12 protein-coding genes are annotated in these 15,727 nt (G+C 64.1%); 3 read left to right on the plus strand and 9 right to left on the minus strand.

The genetic code is table 11. From position 1 onward, the window contains the following. Positions 1–29: 29 nt before the first annotated feature. From thrS to MRUB_RS06065, 3 genes are all read right to left on the minus strand, one after another. The gene (gene thrS, locus MRUB_RS06055) at positions 30–1,988 is read right to left on the minus strand and encodes a threonine--tRNA ligase (protein WP_013013474.1); all 1,959 of its coding nucleotides are present in this window, start codon (positions 1,986–1,988) and stop codon (positions 30–32) included. 632 nt (positions 1,989–2,620) lie between these two features. Then, the gene (locus tag MRUB_RS06060) at positions 2,621–3,859 is read right to left on the minus strand and encodes an MFS transporter (protein ID WP_013013475.1); all 1,239 of its coding nucleotides are present in this window, start codon (positions 3,857–3,859) and stop codon (positions 2,621–2,623) included. 69 nt (positions 3,860–3,928) lie between these two features. After that, positions 3,929–5,146 (minus strand): MFS transporter, encoded by a 1,218-nt coding sequence (locus MRUB_RS06065; RefSeq protein ID WP_013013476.1) that lies wholly within the window; start codon positions 5,144–5,146, stop codon positions 3,929–3,931. On the opposite strand from MRUB_RS06065, the gene MRUB_RS06070 reads away from it, so the two are divergent. Continuing rightward, positions 5,130–6,116, plus strand: coding sequence for a tetratricopeptide repeat protein (locus MRUB_RS06070; RefSeq protein ID WP_235438172.1), 987 nt, complete (start codon positions 5,130–5,132; stop codon positions 6,114–6,116). The two genes, MRUB_RS06065 and MRUB_RS06070, sit on opposite strands and share 17 nt — an antisense overlap. Before the next feature lie 107 nt (positions 6,117–6,223). Here MRUB_RS06070 and sixA read toward each other — a convergent pair whose 3' ends face one another. Further along, positions 6,224–6,697, minus strand: coding sequence for a phosphohistidine phosphatase SixA (gene sixA, locus MRUB_RS06075; protein ID WP_013013478.1), 474 nt, complete (start codon positions 6,695–6,697; stop codon positions 6,224–6,226). A 2-nt stretch (positions 6,698–6,699) separates the two neighbouring features. Beyond that, on the minus strand, positions 6,700–8,208 hold the full coding sequence (locus MRUB_RS06080) for a Ppx/GppA phosphatase family protein (protein ID WP_013013479.1): 1,509 nt from the start codon (positions 8,206–8,208) through the stop codon (positions 6,700–6,702). 254 nt (positions 8,209–8,462) lie between these two features. Between MRUB_RS06080 and MRUB_RS06085 the strand changes: the two genes are divergently transcribed. Further along, positions 8,463–10,349: a polyphosphate kinase gene (locus MRUB_RS06085; RefSeq protein WP_013013480.1), complete on the plus strand. Its 1,887-nt coding sequence runs from the start codon at positions 8,463–8,465 to the stop codon at positions 10,347–10,349. Between the two features lie 4 nt (positions 10,350–10,353). On the opposite strand, the gene MRUB_RS06090 is transcribed toward MRUB_RS06085, so the two are convergent. The 4 genes from MRUB_RS06090 to MRUB_RS06105 form a co-directional block, all read right to left on the minus strand. Further along, positions 10,354–11,331 (minus strand): ABC transporter ATP-binding protein, encoded by a 978-nt coding sequence (locus MRUB_RS06090; RefSeq protein ID WP_013013481.1) that lies wholly within the window; start codon positions 11,329–11,331, stop codon positions 10,354–10,356. Positions 11,332–11,370: 39 nt separating this feature from the next. Further along, positions 11,371–12,852, minus strand: a complete 1,482-nt coding sequence (locus MRUB_RS06095) for an ABC transporter permease (protein WP_013013482.1) — start codon at positions 12,850–12,852, stop codon at positions 11,371–11,373. Positions 12,853–13,105: 253 nt separating this feature from the next. Beyond that, complete coding sequence (locus MRUB_RS06100; protein WP_013013483.1) at positions 13,106–14,068, minus strand: ABC transporter substrate-binding protein; 963 nt, start codon at positions 14,066–14,068, stop codon at positions 13,106–13,108. Positions 14,069–14,171: 103 nt separating this feature from the next. Next, on the minus strand, positions 14,172–14,891 hold the full coding sequence (locus tag MRUB_RS06105; protein WP_013013484.1) for a glycosyltransferase family 2 protein: 720 nt from the start codon (positions 14,889–14,891) through the stop codon (positions 14,172–14,174). A 101-nt stretch (positions 14,892–14,992) separates the two neighbouring features. Here MRUB_RS06105 and surE point away from each other — a divergent pair, with 101 nt between their 5' ends. After that, positions 14,993–15,727: a 5'/3'-nucleotidase SurE gene (surE, locus tag MRUB_RS06110; protein ID WP_013013485.1), complete on the plus strand. Its 735-nt coding sequence runs from the start codon at positions 14,993–14,995 to the stop codon at positions 15,725–15,727.

Here is a 15,727-nt window from a genome sequence, read left to right on the forward strand (position 1 = left end):
TAAGTTGATGGGAGCGGGCTTGGACGATCTTATTTTCTTGCCTCTACTCGAGCCTTCATCTCCTCGATGAGGGCCGCCACGGCCAGCGTGCGCTGTTCTTTTACGTGACGCTCGCGCACATTAACCGTGCCCGCCTCGGCTTCTTTGTCCCCTACCACCAGGATCAGGGGGATTTTTTGCAGCTCGGCGTCGCGGATTTTGGCGTTCATGCGCTCGCTGCGGTCGTCAATCTCCACGCGGAGCCTGTTTTTGCGCATCTCGGCGGCTACCTTCTGGGCGTACTCCAGATGCCGGTCGGCAATCGGCACAATCACGGCCTGGATGGGGGAGAGCCACAGCGGGAAGTCGCCGGCGGTGTGCTCCAGGTAAAACGCAAAGAAGCGGTCGAAGCTGCCCATGATGGCGCGGTGGATCACCACCGGGGTTTCTTTTTCACCTTTTTCGTTGGTGAACTCGAGGCCAAAGCGCTCGGGCACGATAAAGTCGAGCTGGTTGGTGGCGATGGTCTCTTCTTTGCCCAGCACGCTCCTGATCTGCACGTCGAGCTTGGGGCCGTAGAAGGTGGCCTCGCCGATGCCTTCCACATACTTGGCCCCGGTCTCTTCCAGGGCCGCCCGGATGGCCTTGATGGAGTCGCGCCAGTTGTCGTTTTCCTCGCCGAACTTTTCGGGGTTGTTTTCGAAGTCGGGCAGGGAGAGGCGGAACCAGTAGTCCGAGATGCCGAAGTCCTTGTAGACCTCGTCAAAAAGCTGAATGACCCGGATAAACTCCTCGGTGACCTGGGCCCTCGAGCAGTAGATGTGCGCGTCGTTCTGGGTGAAGCCCCGCGCCCGCGTGAGGCCCGAGAGGGTGCCCGAAAGCTCGAAGCGGTAGACCGTGCCGAACTCGGCCAGCCTGAGCGGCAGGTCGCGGTAGCTCTTGGGCCGGGCCTTGTAGATCATGTGGTGGTGCGGGCAGTTCATGGGCTTGAGGTAGTACTCTTCCCCCTCAATCTCGATGGGGGCGTACATGTCGTCTTTGTAGTAGGGCAGGTGGCCCGAGGTGTAGTAAAGCCGGGCGTTGGCGATGTGTGGCGTGTACACATAGTGGTAGCCGTGCTCCTGCTCTTTTTGGTACATGTAGTCTTCCATTTGACGCCGGATAAAAGCGCCTCGAGGCAGCCAGAGCGGCAGGCCCTTGCCCACCTCCTCGCTGATGGTAAAGAGCTCGAGGGCCTGCCCCAGCCGGCGGTGGTCGCGGCGCTTGGCTTCCTCCTGCTGCCAGAGGTAGTGCTCGAGCTCCTCCTTGGTGCGGAAGGCAACCCCGTAAATGCGCTGGAGCATGGGGCGGCTCGAGTCGCCGCGCCAGTAGGCCCCGGCAATGCCGGTGAGCTTGAAGTGAGGGGGAATGCGGCCCGTGCTGGGCACGTGCGGGCCCCGGCACAGGTCGGTGAAGCCATAGGTATCGTCGCCTTGCGCGTAGAAGCTCAGCTCCTCGGATTCGGGTAGGTCTTGGATTAGCTCGGTTTTGTAGGGGTCAATGCCCGCGTAGCGTTTGAGGGCTTCCTCGCGCGGGAGTACAAAGCGCTTCAGGGGCAGGTTGGCCGCCACAATCCGGCGCATCTTCTCCTCGATGATGGGCAGGTCTTCTTCACGGATGGGCTCAGGAGCGTCCATGTCGTAATAGAAGCCGTTTTCGATCACCGGGCCAATGGCCAGCTTGACCTCTTCGGGCCTGTAACCCCGCTCGGTGTACAGCTCGCGCACCGCCTGGGCCATCACGTGGGCCAGGGTGTGGCGGAAGAGCTGGGCGTACTCGGGATCCTTTTCGGTCAGGATGCGCAGCTCGGCATGGGGTGGCAAGGGCTTGAGCAGGTCGTACAGCTCTCCATTGACAATAGCCCCAATGGCGGCCTTGGCCAGACCAGGGCCAATGGCTTGAGCGGCATCGGCAGCGGTGGCGCCGGGCTTGAGCTCCAGGTTTCGTCCGTCGGGAAGCACTGCGTTCATACTCACCTCAAAAAAAATCCCGGCCCTTCAACTACGAGCCGGGAGAACCTCTGCCGCCTTGCGGCTAGAAGTTCTCCCCAGGCCTGGTAGTTGGCCGAGACCTCATCTTGCGTAGAAGTGTACGACTGCAACGGAACGGCGTCAAATCTTTGTGGGCCGGTAGAGGGGGGGTGGGGCCGCAGAAACTTAATCAAGCGAGGTGATGCGGCAATATAAACTCGGTATAAATATCCGAGAGTGCATCTCAAATAAAAGCGCACCAGCAAGGGGTTTTAATCCAGGAAAGTTTACTTGTACCAGGTAAAGACCTGAGTCATAAGTTTGTGAAGCATAAACTTGACATTTTGTCAATAGGTTTACAACCATAACGCTCTGCGATATCGTTACGTCAGGAGGAAAAGCCATGAAAAAGGTAGCTGCTCGAATCCTCATCTGGAACGACTAAAACGTCCGTTTTTTTGAAATTGGGCTTTTGGCTGGGGGCGTTACGCCCTCAGAATGTTTATTGCTGGTTGTTCGCTGTTATGTGGTGGGTGGCCTGATCCACCGATGCGTAGCCCGCCTACCACGCCGCGCCGTGCTCGGCTGAGGGCTGGACGTACCCCGGCGGGCCTGGCCGCTTATGGGGCCGCTCAGGCCTTCATTGCTTCTGGCAGGCCCTTCAGGCTGCGGATGGGGGAGAAGAACAGCCAGCTAAAGGAAAACATGGCGATGAGCCCGGCAATTAAGGTGGCCTCGCGGATGCCCAGCCACTCGGCCAGCAGCCCTCCTACAATGCCGCCCAGCGAGCCCAGTCCGATGCCCACAAACTGGCTGGTTCCCCCCACCCGCCCCAGAAGGTGTTGGGGGGTTCGGGCCTGGCGAATGCTGACCACGTTCACGTTGCGTATCACCGTAGAGGCCGCTTTTACAAACAGAATGAGGCCAACCAGGGTGGCCGCTACCACTGGAGGGGCCTGCACCAGCGCGAAGGCCACCCCGGCAAGGGAGGAGATTAGCTGCATGCGGATGACCACCCCTCCGATGCCCAGCCACCCGGTAAACCGTGCAGCGGTTAGCGCACCCACCAGCGCGCCCAGCCCCACCACAGCAAAAATGACGCCAATCCAGGCTGGGGGTATTTCCAGCACCCGGCTAAGGAATAAAACCTGAAGGCCGGCCAGCATGCCGATGTGCAAATTGAAGGTGGCGCTCGAGAGCACCAGGGCGCGAAGGTAAGCGTCCGAAAAGACCAGGCGCAGACCTTCGCCCACCTCGCTCAGCAAGAGCTTAGGGCTGCGCACCTGCTGCGACTCGCTGCTGGGAATGCGCTGAATCAAAAAGGCCGAGATCCAATACAAAAAGGCATTGAGCAGAACCGTGAGGGGTGCTCCAATCGTCTGCACCAGCAGGCCGGCCACCCCCGGCCCGGCCACCGTGGCAACCTGGCGGCTGCTCTCGAGCTGGCTGTTGGCGGCTACCAACTGTGTTCGCTCGACAACGCTGGGCACAAAGGCGCTCACCGACAGCTCGAAGAAGACCCGCAGCAGCCCATAGGCAAAGGCCACCACCCACAACCACTCGATGCTGAGCCAGCCCAGCCACCCGGCCAGGGGGATGCTGAGCAGCAAGAGACCCCGCCCGTAGTTGGCCCAGGTCATAATGCGCCTGGGGTTGCCACGATCGATCCACACCCCGGCGAACAAGGTAATGACCAGCCAGGGTAGGGTTTGCAAGGTGGCCAGCAGGCCCATCTGGGTAGGACTGGCCTGCAAGGTGACGGCGGCTAGAAGGGGTAAGGCCACTTCCAGCACCACGGCCCCAAAGGTGACGCTGCTCTGCCCCCATAGAAGGTAGCGAAACTTGGCCGGAATACCTGGTTTGAATGCCATGTGACCTGGCAATCATATGCCAAACCGGGGCTTTATCCAAGGCGAACCCCCAGGGGGTGGCCGAGGGGACTAGACGGGCTCGAGCAGCTTCAAACGCCGGCCCGCATATAGGGCCCAGGCATAGCAGATGGTGGCGACCACCATAGGCCCCACGTATCCCACGCGGTCGGCCAGCAAGCCGCCCAGCACCGGCGAGAAGGCCAGCAGCCCCACGATGGTGTTGGACAGGCCGATGTACGAGCTGCGCGCATCGGTGGGGGCCAGGTTCACCAGGTAGGTGGCGGTGCCCACCCCGATGGAAGAAAGGTAGGCGCCTTGAAGGGCAAAGACCAGCCAGAATGCGGTTTTGGGTAGTAGCAGGGCCAGCACCGGGGTTACCGCGCCCAGCGCGGCGCCGATCAGGATCAGGCTGCGGGAGCCGTAGCGCCTCGAGACCTGCACCCACAGCAGGTTGGAGAGCACCGAGGAGAGCGTGTAGACCATAAGATAGGTGCCAATCTCGCTTTTGTGTCCCAGCACCCGCACGGCATAAGCTGCGAAAAAAGGCTCGACCATACTGGCAATTGCCAGCAGCACACGCACCCGCAGGAACCGCCGGAAATAGAAGTCGCGAAACGGCAGGCTGAGTGAGATGCGCTCGGTGCGGGTGTGGGTGTCGGGGGGTTCGTCTATCAGGCCGAACAGGTGCCAGCCGTAGGCAAAGGCCAGGGTGCCCAGGGTGAACAGGATGGCGTATGGGTAGGGGAAGGCCAAGGGTAGTTCGAGGATCAGGCGCACCAAAAAGCCAGCCCCAAAGGCCAGCAACCCTCCCACCAGGTTGCGCAGCGAGAACAGCCCACTGCGGCGCTCCATGGGGATGGTTTTGCCGATGGTTTCCCAGAAAGGCAGGCTCGAGAACCCGGTAAAAAGCCCGTTGAGGGCTAGGCCTGCCACAAACACCCACAAAAGCAGGTCGGGGCGATGGCCCAGAAAGAACCCGCCCAGGGCCACGATGCCCAGGCTGGCCACCCGCAGCAGGGCCATGCGACGGTACAGCGTGACCTTAATCGGCAGCCGGGCCACGTAAGGGGCCACGAAGACCTGCGGCACCATCGAACCGGCGTTGAGCAGGGCCGGCATCAGCCCGATGGCCCAGTTGGCCGCGCCCAGCTTGGCGGCAAAGGAGGCCAGCACAATGGAACCGTTAAAGAAAGCGTCGCCCAACAGCACAAACCAACCATTGAGCATCGCCAGACGGTAGTTGCGGTCTTTGAGGTCTAGAATATCGGTTGTGTCGTTTTTGGTCATTCCTACGCTGGGCCCCTTTCATCTGTTGCACCCGCGCTACAACGGGGTGACGCTGCTGGAGCTGATTCGAGCCCATCAGCCCGAGCGGATTGTTCTGGCCTCGTACAGCCCGGAAGAGCTGGCAGCGCAAACTTGGCGCGACCAGAACGAGATCTCATTGTTTCATGTTTTGCCCTGGGCTGAAAGTATGGGCGTTGCGCTGGAGGCGCTCGACCCCCAGGCCCCGCTCAGGTTCGAGGCCGAGCGGTTTCGCGAGGCCCTGCGCCAGTACCCCAAAGGGCAGCAGATTTTGCGCCAGGTGGAGCCGCTCGAGAACAACCTTAAATGGGTGCTGACCAACCCCCGCACCCCGGAGGATTTCGCCCAGGGGCCGGTGCTCGAGGCCCTGCGGGCCTACCACCAGGGCTATGGGGAGGTGTTTGGCGAAGGGCCCGCCACCGGCTTTCGGCGGGAGCGCATGGCCCAGGTGGCCGGGCGCCTGGCTGCCCTCGAGGGTTCCGTGGCGGTGCTGGTGGATGTGCTCGAGTATCCCTGGCTGCTTTGGGCCCTTCCAGCGGAGCGGGTGGTGCTTCCCGGCCACCACACCCCTACCGAGCTGGAGCGCCAGCGCAGCGTGCTGGATCGGGCCTGGCAACTGAACGAGTCGGACGACTGGGGGGTTCTATTGCAACAACTGCAGGAGGTGGAAGGCCCCGAGGCCCTGTACTGCGCGGCTCAGATTTATCTGGCGGCGGGCCAGCCCGAGGCGGCTTACCAGCTCATGGAGCAGCTCGTTCACACCGACTTCCAGCACCCCGCCTACCTACCGGGCTACGCCCTGGCCCGCTACGGGCAGCTCGCCGACTGGATGGGCCGGCGCGACCAGGCCCTGCGCGCCTATAAGGCCGTGCTGGGGCTTTCCTGGGCACCCCAGGAAGCCCGGGAAATCGCCCTGGCCGGGCAGAAGACCCCTTTCAGGCTCGAGCGATAAGCACCCCACGGGAAGCTTTGTCTGGTTTATGGCAGGTTGAATTGCTGGAGGCCAAACCGAGGGGGTCTTGGGGCGCGCTTACGGCGGGGCCTTGGGCTTTCTGTTGCTCACGCCCCCAGCCGGCGCCAAAGCCTAGGGGCCCAGAACCCCCGCAGCCACATCTGGCCCGGTTGGGGCAGGCCCTCCAGCAGGGCCACCCCGCCTTTTTTGAAGGGAAAGGCGCGGCCCTCCTGGCGGCCAGTGACCAGCCAGGCGCATAGCTCGCCGATCCAGGGTTCGTGCCCTACCAGGGCCACCGACGACCCTTGCAGGGTCTCGAGGAGCGCCATACTGGGCTCGGCGGCCAGGTAGGGGGTGACCTCGGTCTGGCCTTCCAGCAGCGGCACCAGCAGTTCGGCGGTCTGCACGGCCCGCAGCTTGGGGCTGTGGTAGAGGCGATCAAGTCGAACCCCCAGGCGCTTCAAGCCGCGCACCACCTCGGTAAACTTCTGGATGCCTTCCTCGGAGAGCGGGCGCTCGTCGTCGGTCTGGCCGGGCGCGGCCTCGAGCGCGATGGCATGGCGGATCAGGTAGAGCTTCATGGCTAGCCTCGAGGCCCCCATTCTACCAGCAGCTCGAGGCCGAAGGCTTGCCGGAAGAGTTTGGCTTGCTTGCGGGTCTCGGTGAGCTCGACCCAGGGCTCTTCCTGGGCCAGCAGGGTCAGGCGCACCTGCTGGCTGCCGATCTCCACTTCCAGCCCCTCCACCCGCCCGACCCGGCTGCGCTCGAGGTACTCGCTGATGCGTAGGATGGCGGCCAGCCGCAGCAAGCGTTTGGTATCGCCATCCTGCAACACCGATTTGTAGGCCCCAGGCCGGGGTTCACCCTTGCGGTGGTAGCGCACCAGCAACCCCAGCAAGACCTGCTCGCGGTGGGTGAGGCCGGGGATGGCCGCGCTCATCACCAGGTACTCGCCGTGCTTGTGGTGGTCGTAATAGCCGATGCTCATACCGATGTCGTGCAGCAGGGCGGCCTCGTCCAGGAGCTGCTCCTCGCTGGGGCCGTAGCCATGCAAAGGGGCCAGCAGCCGGAAGAGCAGGCGGCAGAAGTGGCGCACCCGGGCGGTGTGGCTAAAATCCTGGGGGTAGCGGGCAAACAGGTTGCGCACGTAGAACCCGCGCACATCGCTCAGCAGATGCGGAGCAGGTAGGAACTCCCGGTAGAAAGCCCCCTCCCGCACACCCTGGCCGGAGATCCACAGGCCGTCCAGGCCGGCTTCGCGCAGCACGGTGCGGTAGACCAGGGCTCCAGCCACAATCACATCGGCGCGGTCGGACTGCAGGCCCTCGAGCTGCCGCCGCTGCTCGAGGGTGCGCTGGGCCAGGATCTCCACCGCCTCCTCGAGCGCCTCGCGGGACAGAAAGTAGCCGTGCACCAGATCCAGCGGGTAGTCCCCCCGCCGCTGGGCCAGCTTGGCCAGGTTGCGCACCGTGCCGCCCATGGCGACCAGCGGCAGGGGGTTCTGGCGCACCTGGGCCAGCACCTCCTTCATCTCTTTGCGCACAAAACGCTCGAGGTCTTCGATCTCCCCCTTTTTGGGCGGGTTCGACCCCAGAAACATCTCGGTCAGGCGCACCGCGCCCAGCGGATAGGCCCGTCCTTCGCGGTAGGCCCTAGCCTCCATAAGTGAAAGCTGGGCGCTGCCTCCGCCCAGATCCATCACCCAGGCATCCTGGAAGTTGAACGAGTTGGCCACTGCCAGCACCCCGTAGCGGGCCTCGTCTTCGCCGGAAAGCACCTGCACCTGAAGCCCCAGCTTGCGCACCTCGCGCAGGAACTCCGGGCCATTCTCGGCGTCGCGGCTGGCGCTGGTAGCGATCACCCGCAGCTGGTCGAGGTCGGTGGCCTGGGCGAAATCGGCATAGAGTTTGAGGGCCGACAACGCCCGTTGCATTCCGCCTTCGCTCAGGCGGCCCTGGCGGGCCAGCCCCTCGCCCAGCCGGACGCTCTCGCGGATCTCGTCGATCAACCGGTAATGTTTACCCGGTTCGTAGGCGTACACCACCAGCCGCGCGGTTCCCGATCCCAGATCTACAATGCCCAGTCGTTGCACCGTCCCATCGTAGGGCCTGCGCGCCGCGGGCTCAAGCTGGGCGGGGTGCACGCCCGTAGTTGACCCCAGCCCCGTCAGGATAGCATCAGCCCTGGCCGTGACCGTTGGTCGTGGTTGTTTTTATTCCGGTGAGCCGCCCTTACTTCTTTTCAGCCCTCTTTGCGGGAGGATAAACTCAGGCCAGGGTGAAAAAAAATAAAAGCAAAAAGCAAGCCTTACCGTTTCCTGACAAAGTCCCCCAAGACTTGGACGGGATGTCCAAACCGCACAGCCCCCGCTACGTGGCCGCCCAGGTCAGCCAGGAGGCGAGCTGGCTTTCCTTCAACCGGCGGGTTTTGGAGCAGACCCGGCGGCCCGACTTCCCGCTGCTCGAGCGGCTGCGTTTTTTGGGAATATGGGCCTCGAACCTCGACGAGTTTTTCTCCGCCCGAATTTCACGGGCTTTTGCCGAGGAGCGAGGAACCCCGGGCTATCGAGAATTGATGAAAGAAGCCCTGGATCAGGCCGAAGAGGCTGGCCGGCTCTATCTGGAATTCCTTAAGGCGCTAGAAGGCCAGGGCATCCACATCCTCGAGCCCTCCCAGCTCACCAAGGCTGAAAAGCAGTATTTCGGGGCCTACTTAGCCGAGGAGGTGGCCCCCCTTACCGACCTGATCCGGCCCGAGGCCATCCCCGAGCTGGCCAGCCAGGCACTCTACTTTGCCGCTGGCGAGGGGTCGTTGCAGCACCTGATCCGACTACCCGAGAGCGTGCCCCGGCTGCTGGAAGTACCCGGACGCGAGGGGGGCTTCGTGCGCCTGGGTGCGCTGGTGCGTATGCGCAGCGACCTGTTTCTGCCCGCCAACCAAAAGCTGCCGCTTTTTGAGTTTCGCCTGATCCGGCTGGCCCAGCTGGCCCGTTCCCGCGCCGACTGGGACGAGCTGCCCGAGGCCCTCGAGGCCCGCCTGGACGGGCAGGTGAGCCACCTCGAGGTCGAGGAAGACTTTCCTGCGCAGTGGGCCGAGACCATCCGCGCAGCCCTGGCGCTGGAGCCCTGGGAGCTGTTCCGCCTGGCCCCGCCCCTCGACCTGAGCTTTGTGAGTATCATCGTTGCGCGAGGCCCGGCCAGCGAGAAGTTCAAACCCATTACCATCGAAAAACCCAAAGGTTTTGCCAAAGACCCCTTCGCTTACCTGAACCGCCGCGATCTGCTGCTCTATCATCCCTTCGAGGACTACGGCGCGGTGGAGGCTTTTGCGCAGATGGCCGCCCAGGACCCCAAGGTGGAGGCTGTGCGGGCCACCCTGTACCGCATTGGCGAGGAGAACGGCATCGCCCAGTCGCTCATTCAGGCGGCCCGGGCCGGGAAGGATGTGGCGGTGCTCCTGGAGGGCCGGGCCCGCTTCGACGAGCTGGCCAACCTCGAGTGGAGCCTGCGCTTTGCTGGGGCAGGGGTGCGGGTGCTGCCCCTGCCCAGCAAAAAGGTGCATGCCAAGGCCCTCTATGTGCGCCGGGCCGGGCAGGCCTATGTGCACCTGGGCACCGGCAACTACAACCCCCTCAACGGGCGACTCTACACCGACCTTTCGCTCTTTACCGCCCACCCCGAGCTAACCGCGGATGTGTGGGCCTTTTTCTCGGCCCTGGAGCAGCGCCAGGCCCCGGTGCTGACCACCCTGCGGACAGGCCCCGGTATCCGCGACCTGCTCCTGGAAAACATCCAGGCCGAAGCCCACAAGAAGGGTGAGATCATCCTGAAGTTCAACCACCTCACCGACCCCCCCATCCTCCAGGCCCTTGAGGAGGCGCTGAACCGCGGGGCCAAGGTGCACCTGATTGTCCGCAGCACCCTCACGGCCCTCTGGGAAGGGCTGGAAGTTAAGAGCCTGGTGGGTCGCTTTCTGGAGCACGCCCGCGTGGCCGCTTTCAAAAACAAGGGCAAGTGGCGGGTCTGGGCGGGTAGCGCTGACGCCATGCCACGCAACCTCGACCGCCGCTACGAGCTGTTTTTCCCCATCCTGGATGCCCGCGCCAAGCGCAAGGTGCTGGAGATTCTGCAGGCCCAGATTTTAGACGACCGCAACAGCTTTATCCTGACCCCCCGTGGGCAGGAGCGGCGCTGGGGAGGGAAGCGGGACGGGCAGCGGCTGGGTAAGCCCTAAAATTCTAGCGGTTGGTCTCGAATACCCTGAGTCGGCCCGTAGGCGATAGCCGAACCTCTTCCCCCGGCTCGGCTTGCAGCTTCACCACTGCTTCTCCTATGCCCAGGTTCACCCGGCACAGCCGCTCACCCCGGCCACCATACACCGCCAGCACCTTGGCCGGAAACCCTTCTGGCTCTGGCCTCAAGTCCTCGTAGCGGAAGGCCAGCAGGCCCGACCCGCTTTGCAGCCCCTCCACCGCCCAGGCCAGGCCGTTGAGCTGTACCCAACCGTTTTGAACCTGTACCGGCAGCAGGTTCAAGCGCCCGAAGGCCCGCGCCGCCGAGAGGGTCTGGGGCTGGGTGTACACCTGGGTAGGGGTATCCACCTGCACGATACGCCCCCCCTCCATCACCGCCACCCGGTCGGCCACTGCGAGGGCCTCGTCGGGGTCGTGGGTGACGTGCAGGGCGCTCACGTGCTCGGCCCGCAGCAGCGAGGCCACCTCGAGCCGCAACTCCTCGCGCAGCACCGGGTCGAGGGCCGAGTAGGGCTCGTCTAACAGCAGCAACCGCGGCTTGGCGGCCAGCGCTCGAGCCAGGGCCACCCGCTGCTTCTGCCCGCCGGAAAGCTGGTGCGGCTTGCGGGCGTCCAGCCCGGCCAGGCCCACCCGCTCGAGCAGGTGGTGGGCGGCTTCCCGGTTGGGCTTTTTCATAACCAGCAGCAGGTGTTCCAGCGCGCTCAGGTGCGGCCACAGGGCATGATCCTGAAACACATAGGCCAGGCCGCGCTGCTCCGGGGGGTGGTGGGTGACCTCCTCCGGGCCCAGAAAGATGCGGCCGGTGTCGGGCTTTAGCAGCCCTGCCACCAGGTTCAGCAGGGTGGTCTTGCCTGAGCCGGAAGCCCCCAGCACCGCCATAATCTCGCCGGGGGCGAGCTCGAGGGTGACCTCGAACACCCCCGCCTTGCCAAAGTTCTTGGATACGTGTTCTAGTCGCAGCATAGCATGGGCCCAGAGAATATCTGCACAGGGTCGGGGGGCTTACCCCACCACCCCCCGGCGCGGAACCAACAGCAGCAGCAGCGATAAGGCCATCAGCATCAGCCCGATGGCGGCGGCCTCGCGGAACAGCCCGCCGTTCAGGGCCGAGAGTACCGCCACCCCCAGGGTCTCGCTGCCGGGTGCATACAGCATGGCCGACAGGGTGAGTTCGGCCAGGCACAGGGGCAGCACCAAAAACACCCCTGCCGCCAGGTAGGGCCGCAACAGGGGGAAGCCAATCTTCCACCAGGCCCACCCGGGCCGCAGGCCAAACAGCCTGCCCACCCCCACCAGCCGCTCGATGCCCGCCTCCAGCCCCGCCTCGATGGCGCGCAGCATGAGTGCGGCGAAGTTGAGCAGATAGGCCAGCAGCAGAATCCAGGGGGTGGCATAGAGCGGGGTGGGGGCCAGCAGCAGGATGAGCCCAACGGCCAGCAGGGTTCCGGGCAGCAGGTAGTGCATATCCAGCACCTGCCGCAGGCGCTGCATGGCCCTGCGTTGGGGAGCCATCAGCAGCCCCAGCAACAGCAACAACCCTGTGGCCAGCAGGGCCAGCAGCACCGAGTTGGTCAACCCCTGTCGCACCAGGGGTAATTCCCAGGCTGTAGCAAAGGCCGGCTGGAATTCCCCCGTAAAAGTATTGAACAAAGCCCGGCGCAGCAGGCCCACCAGCGGGAAGACCACCGCCGCCAGCGCGAACAGTCCAAAGCCAATCCGGGCCGCCCATACCAGCCTGGGGCGCAGCGGCCGGGGGGAGGGCTCGCCGCTGGGCTGGCTCGAGAGCAGCAAGGCCGGAACTGCCAGCAGCCCCAACAGCAGCCCGATGGCCGCCGCCTCGCCCAGGGGGTCGGGGCTGGCGGGGGAGAAGAGCCGCGCATAGGCCAGGGTTGGCAGCGTGTAGACCTGTGCTGGCAGCCCCAGCACCGCCGGAACCCCAAAGTTGCCCAGCAAAGTCAGGTACAGCGCCCCGAAGGCGGCGATCAGGGCCGGGAACAAGGGGGGCACCAGCGCCCGCACCCGCTGCCAGCCCGTCACGCCATGCACCTCGCAGGCTACCAGTAGCGGGGCCAGCTTCGATTCCAGGGCCGGGCGCAACAGCAGATAGGCCACCGGTGCGTAGTGGGCCGTCCAGGCCAGCAGGATGCCGCCCACCCCGTAGGGTTGCAGGCCCACCAGCTGCAAAGCGTACAAAAAGCCCAGCGCCCCCACAAAAGGCGGTACCAGGTAGGCAGGCAGCAGCAACGCGTCCCAACCAGAATGCAGCCGTGCCCGGAAGGCCAGCCAGGCCAGCCCGCCCCCCACCCCCAGGCAAAGCAAACTTCCCAGCAAGGCCAGCAGCAACGAGACCCCGGCCAGGTCGAGCACCCTGGGCAGAATGGCCACATCCCCCAACCCCCGCCAGGCCAGCACCAGCAGGGGCAGCGCCACCCCCAACGATAGGAGCAGCCAGGGTGTGGCAGTGGCAAGGCGATGAGGACTCATCCGCAGGGTATAGTACCGCTACTGGTGGGGGTTTACACAGTTCCCGATATTCTCGTGTTCTTCACAGGTTCTACCCTGATGGCAACCGCCCTGTTTTGAGGGAGGGCCTTGACCCTTGGGTGATGCCATCTTGGCGAAGGGCGAGCTACCCGGACCGAATGCTTGCGTTATCGAAGCCAATGGATACGAGGCGTTCCCTTAGCATGCTGAAGAGAACGCTCCAGACCGCCGCCTTACCTTCACTACCCGGCACTCAGCGCAGGTTGAAGAGGGTGTTGAACTGGGTCAGTAGATTCTGCCGGTTGGCCTGAATGAAGTCGGCGGCCGAGGGTATCGAGAGCACCTCACCGCTCACCCCTATGGGGCGGGGGGCCGAGGCGATGACCGGGATGTAGCCTTGCTGGGCGAACAGGGCCTGGGCTTCGGGGGAGAGCAGGAAGCGCACAAAGCGCTCGGCCAGGGCAGGGTTGCGGCTGCCCGCCATCACACCGATGGGGGTTGGCACCAGAATTGCGCCGTCGCGGGGGTAGATGACCTTGAGAGGGGCCCCCTGGCGAATCAGGTCGCGGATGCCAAAATCGGTGATGATGGCAATTCCATACTGCCCCTCGGCCAGTTTTTGCTGGAGGATGGGGTTGGACTGCTCGACCTTGAGACCGTTGCGCTGGAGCTGCTCGAAGAAGCTAAAGCCAAAGCGCTGGCTGAAGGTGCCCAGCGTGGAGAGGGCTGCGCCCGAGAAATTGGGGTTGGGCATCCCTATCAGATCGCGGTAATCGGGTTTGAGCAGGTCGCGCCAGGTCTGGGGCTCGGGGAGGTTCCCCAGCTTGCGGGTGTTGATCGCAATGCCGTTGTAGAGCAGCCGCACTTCGTAGTAACGCCCGCCCTGGTAGGCAAACTTGACTGGAAAGCCGGGGGTGGTGGCCCGCACCGGACGCAAGCGGTTGGCAGCAGCCAGCTCGCGGAAAAAAGTCTCGTCGGCCACCCATAAGAGGTCGGCCTGGGGGTTGCCCGCTTCCAGTTCGGCCCGCAGGCGGGTGATCACTTCGCCGGTGCCGCTGCGGAAGACCTGCACGTTGACGCCCGGATTGGCCCGTTTGAAGAGCTCAATCATGGGGTTGACGTTGGTCAGCACCTCCGAGGTGTAGAGGGTGAGGGTTTGCGGCTGGGCGTAAGCCAGGCCACAAGCCAGCAAAGAAGCCAGAATGAGTCGTTGCATAAAGCCTCCGATACGGGTTCAACCCTGTTAGATTCTGTTCTGCCTATTGTCAACCTGGTGTCAGGGTGAATTTTGTTCTAGGTGGCAATCTACTCTGGGGGCTTCAGGCTGCACCGGCAATGATCCGATGATCCTTAAGGGTGATCCCGCTGAGGCCGTGTTTGGCGCAGAGCTTGTCGAGGTTTTGCTGGCGCTGTTGTGCTCGAGCCGCGTACGACATATTGGCCCCGTGCATCGCCACCGCCACACCCCGGCCCGGTAGCTGAACGAGGGGGTAGCCTGCTGAGACCACCCGCAGATACCAGTCCCAGTCCCAGTAGTCCGACATCTCCGGGTCGAACAGCCCCAGCCGGTCGTGGAAAAAGCGGGGGTAGGCCACCCCGGAGGCCAGCAGGAGGTTGTCCTTCTGGAGCGACGAAGAGCTGGCCTTGAAGTCGAAGGGGATGCGCTCCAGTTCCAGGCCATCGCGCTCCTGCACTAAATAGCCGCCCCGGTAGACCAGGCTGGCCTGCGTTCGCAGGGCGCGCACCACCCGGTGCAGGTGGGTGGGGTCGAGCCACCAGTCGTCGTCATCCAGCAGGGCGATAATCTCGCCGGAGGCGTGGGCCAGCCCGGTATTGCGGGCTTCCACCTGGCCCTGGCCCTGGTTGCGTACCCCGACGATCCGGGGGTCGCGCAGGCTGTGGGCGGCCAGGAGGCCCGCTCCGTCGCCGTCGTCCACCACCACGGCCTCCCAGTCGGGGTAGAGCTGGAGCTGGAGCGAGCGCAGCGCCCGCATCAGCAGTTGGGGGCGGTTGTAGGTGGGAATGAGCACGCTAACCATGCTTTGTTTTGACATTAAACCGGCTTTGTCAGGTGATGTTGGTACGCCCCCTGACATTTGCTTGACCGCTGCAAACCAAGCTCAGGCTTGTGAGGTAGACGATGCGAATCCTGGTCACCAACGACGACGGTATCTACAGCCCCGGCCTGCTGGCGCTGGCCGAGGTAGCCGCGGCTTTTGGCGAAGTGCGGGTGGTGGCGCCCGATGTGGAGCAGTCGGCCATGGGGCACGCCATCACCATCGGGCGGCCCCTGCATTACCGCGCCACCCCTCTGGGGGGCCTCGAGGCCTACCGGGTCAACGGCACCCCCGCCGACTGCGTGGCCCTGGGTACCCACCACTGGGACAAGGTGGATCTGGTGCTCTCGGGCATCAACCTGGGCTCCAACCTGGGCCACGAGATCTGGCACTCTGGTACGGTGGCCGCGGCCAAGCAGGCGGCTTTGCTGGGGATTCCGGCCATCGCCTTCAGCGCCTTTATGAACGGTCGAGAGCCCGATTTCATCCTGCTCAAGCCGTGGGTGGGGAAGGTGCTCGAGGCCCTCTTGCGGGAGCCCAAGCCCTTCCTGATCAACGTTAACCTGCCACCCAAACCCAAAGGCATTCTTTGGGCCCGGCAGTCGGTGCGGCGGTACGAGGGGCGGATTGTGCCCGGCACCGATCCCATGGGCCGGGCGCACTTCTGGTTTGCGGCCCGCCCCGACCACGAACCCGAGGAGGGTACCGACCGCTGGGCGGTGGGTCACAACTTTATCGCGCTAACCCCCCTGCGCCTCGACCTGACCGATGAGGCCCGCCTGAGCCAGGCGTTTCAGCTAGCGGCCCTGGCCGATTGA

This window comes from Meiothermus ruber DSM 1279 (assembly GCF_000024425.1).
In the GTDB taxonomy this organism is placed as follows: Bacteria; Deinococcota; Deinococci; order Deinococcales; family Thermaceae; genus Meiothermus; species Meiothermus ruber.

Bases quoted from the DNA above. Each gene is read 5' to 3' on its own strand.
- thrS (WP_013013474.1), bottom strand. From the start codon at position 1,988: ATGAACGCAGTGCTTCCCGACGGACGAAACCTGGAGCTCAAGCCCGGC.
- MRUB_RS06060 (WP_013013475.1), bottom strand. From the start codon at position 3,859: ATGGCATTCAAACCAGGTATTCCGGCCAAGTTTCGCTACCTTCTATGG.
- MRUB_RS06065 (WP_013013476.1), bottom strand. From the start codon at position 5,146: ATGACCAAAAACGACACAACCGATATTCTAGACCTCAAAGACCGCAAC.
- sixA (WP_013013478.1), bottom strand. From the start codon at position 6,697: ATGAAGCTCTACCTGATCCGCCATGCCATCGCGCTCGAGGCCGCGCCC.
- MRUB_RS06085 (WP_013013480.1), top strand. From the start codon at position 8,463: ATGTCCAAACCGCACAGCCCCCGCTACGTGGCCGCCCAGGTCAGCCAG.
- MRUB_RS06090 (WP_013013481.1), bottom strand. From the start codon at position 11,331: ATGCTGCGACTAGAACACGTATCCAAGAACTTTGGCAAGGCGGGGGTG.
- MRUB_RS06095 (WP_013013482.1), bottom strand. From the start codon at position 12,852: ATGAGTCCTCATCGCCTTGCCACTGCCACACCCTGGCTGCTCCTATCG.
- MRUB_RS06100 (WP_013013483.1), bottom strand. From the start codon at position 14,068: ATGCAACGACTCATTCTGGCTTCTTTGCTGGCTTGTGGCCTGGCTTAC.
- MRUB_RS06105 (WP_013013484.1), bottom strand. From the start codon at position 14,891: ATGGTTAGCGTGCTCATTCCCACCTACAACCGCCCCCAACTGCTGATG.
- surE (WP_013013485.1), top strand. From the start codon at position 14,993: ATGCGAATCCTGGTCACCAACGACGACGGTATCTACAGCCCCGGCCTG.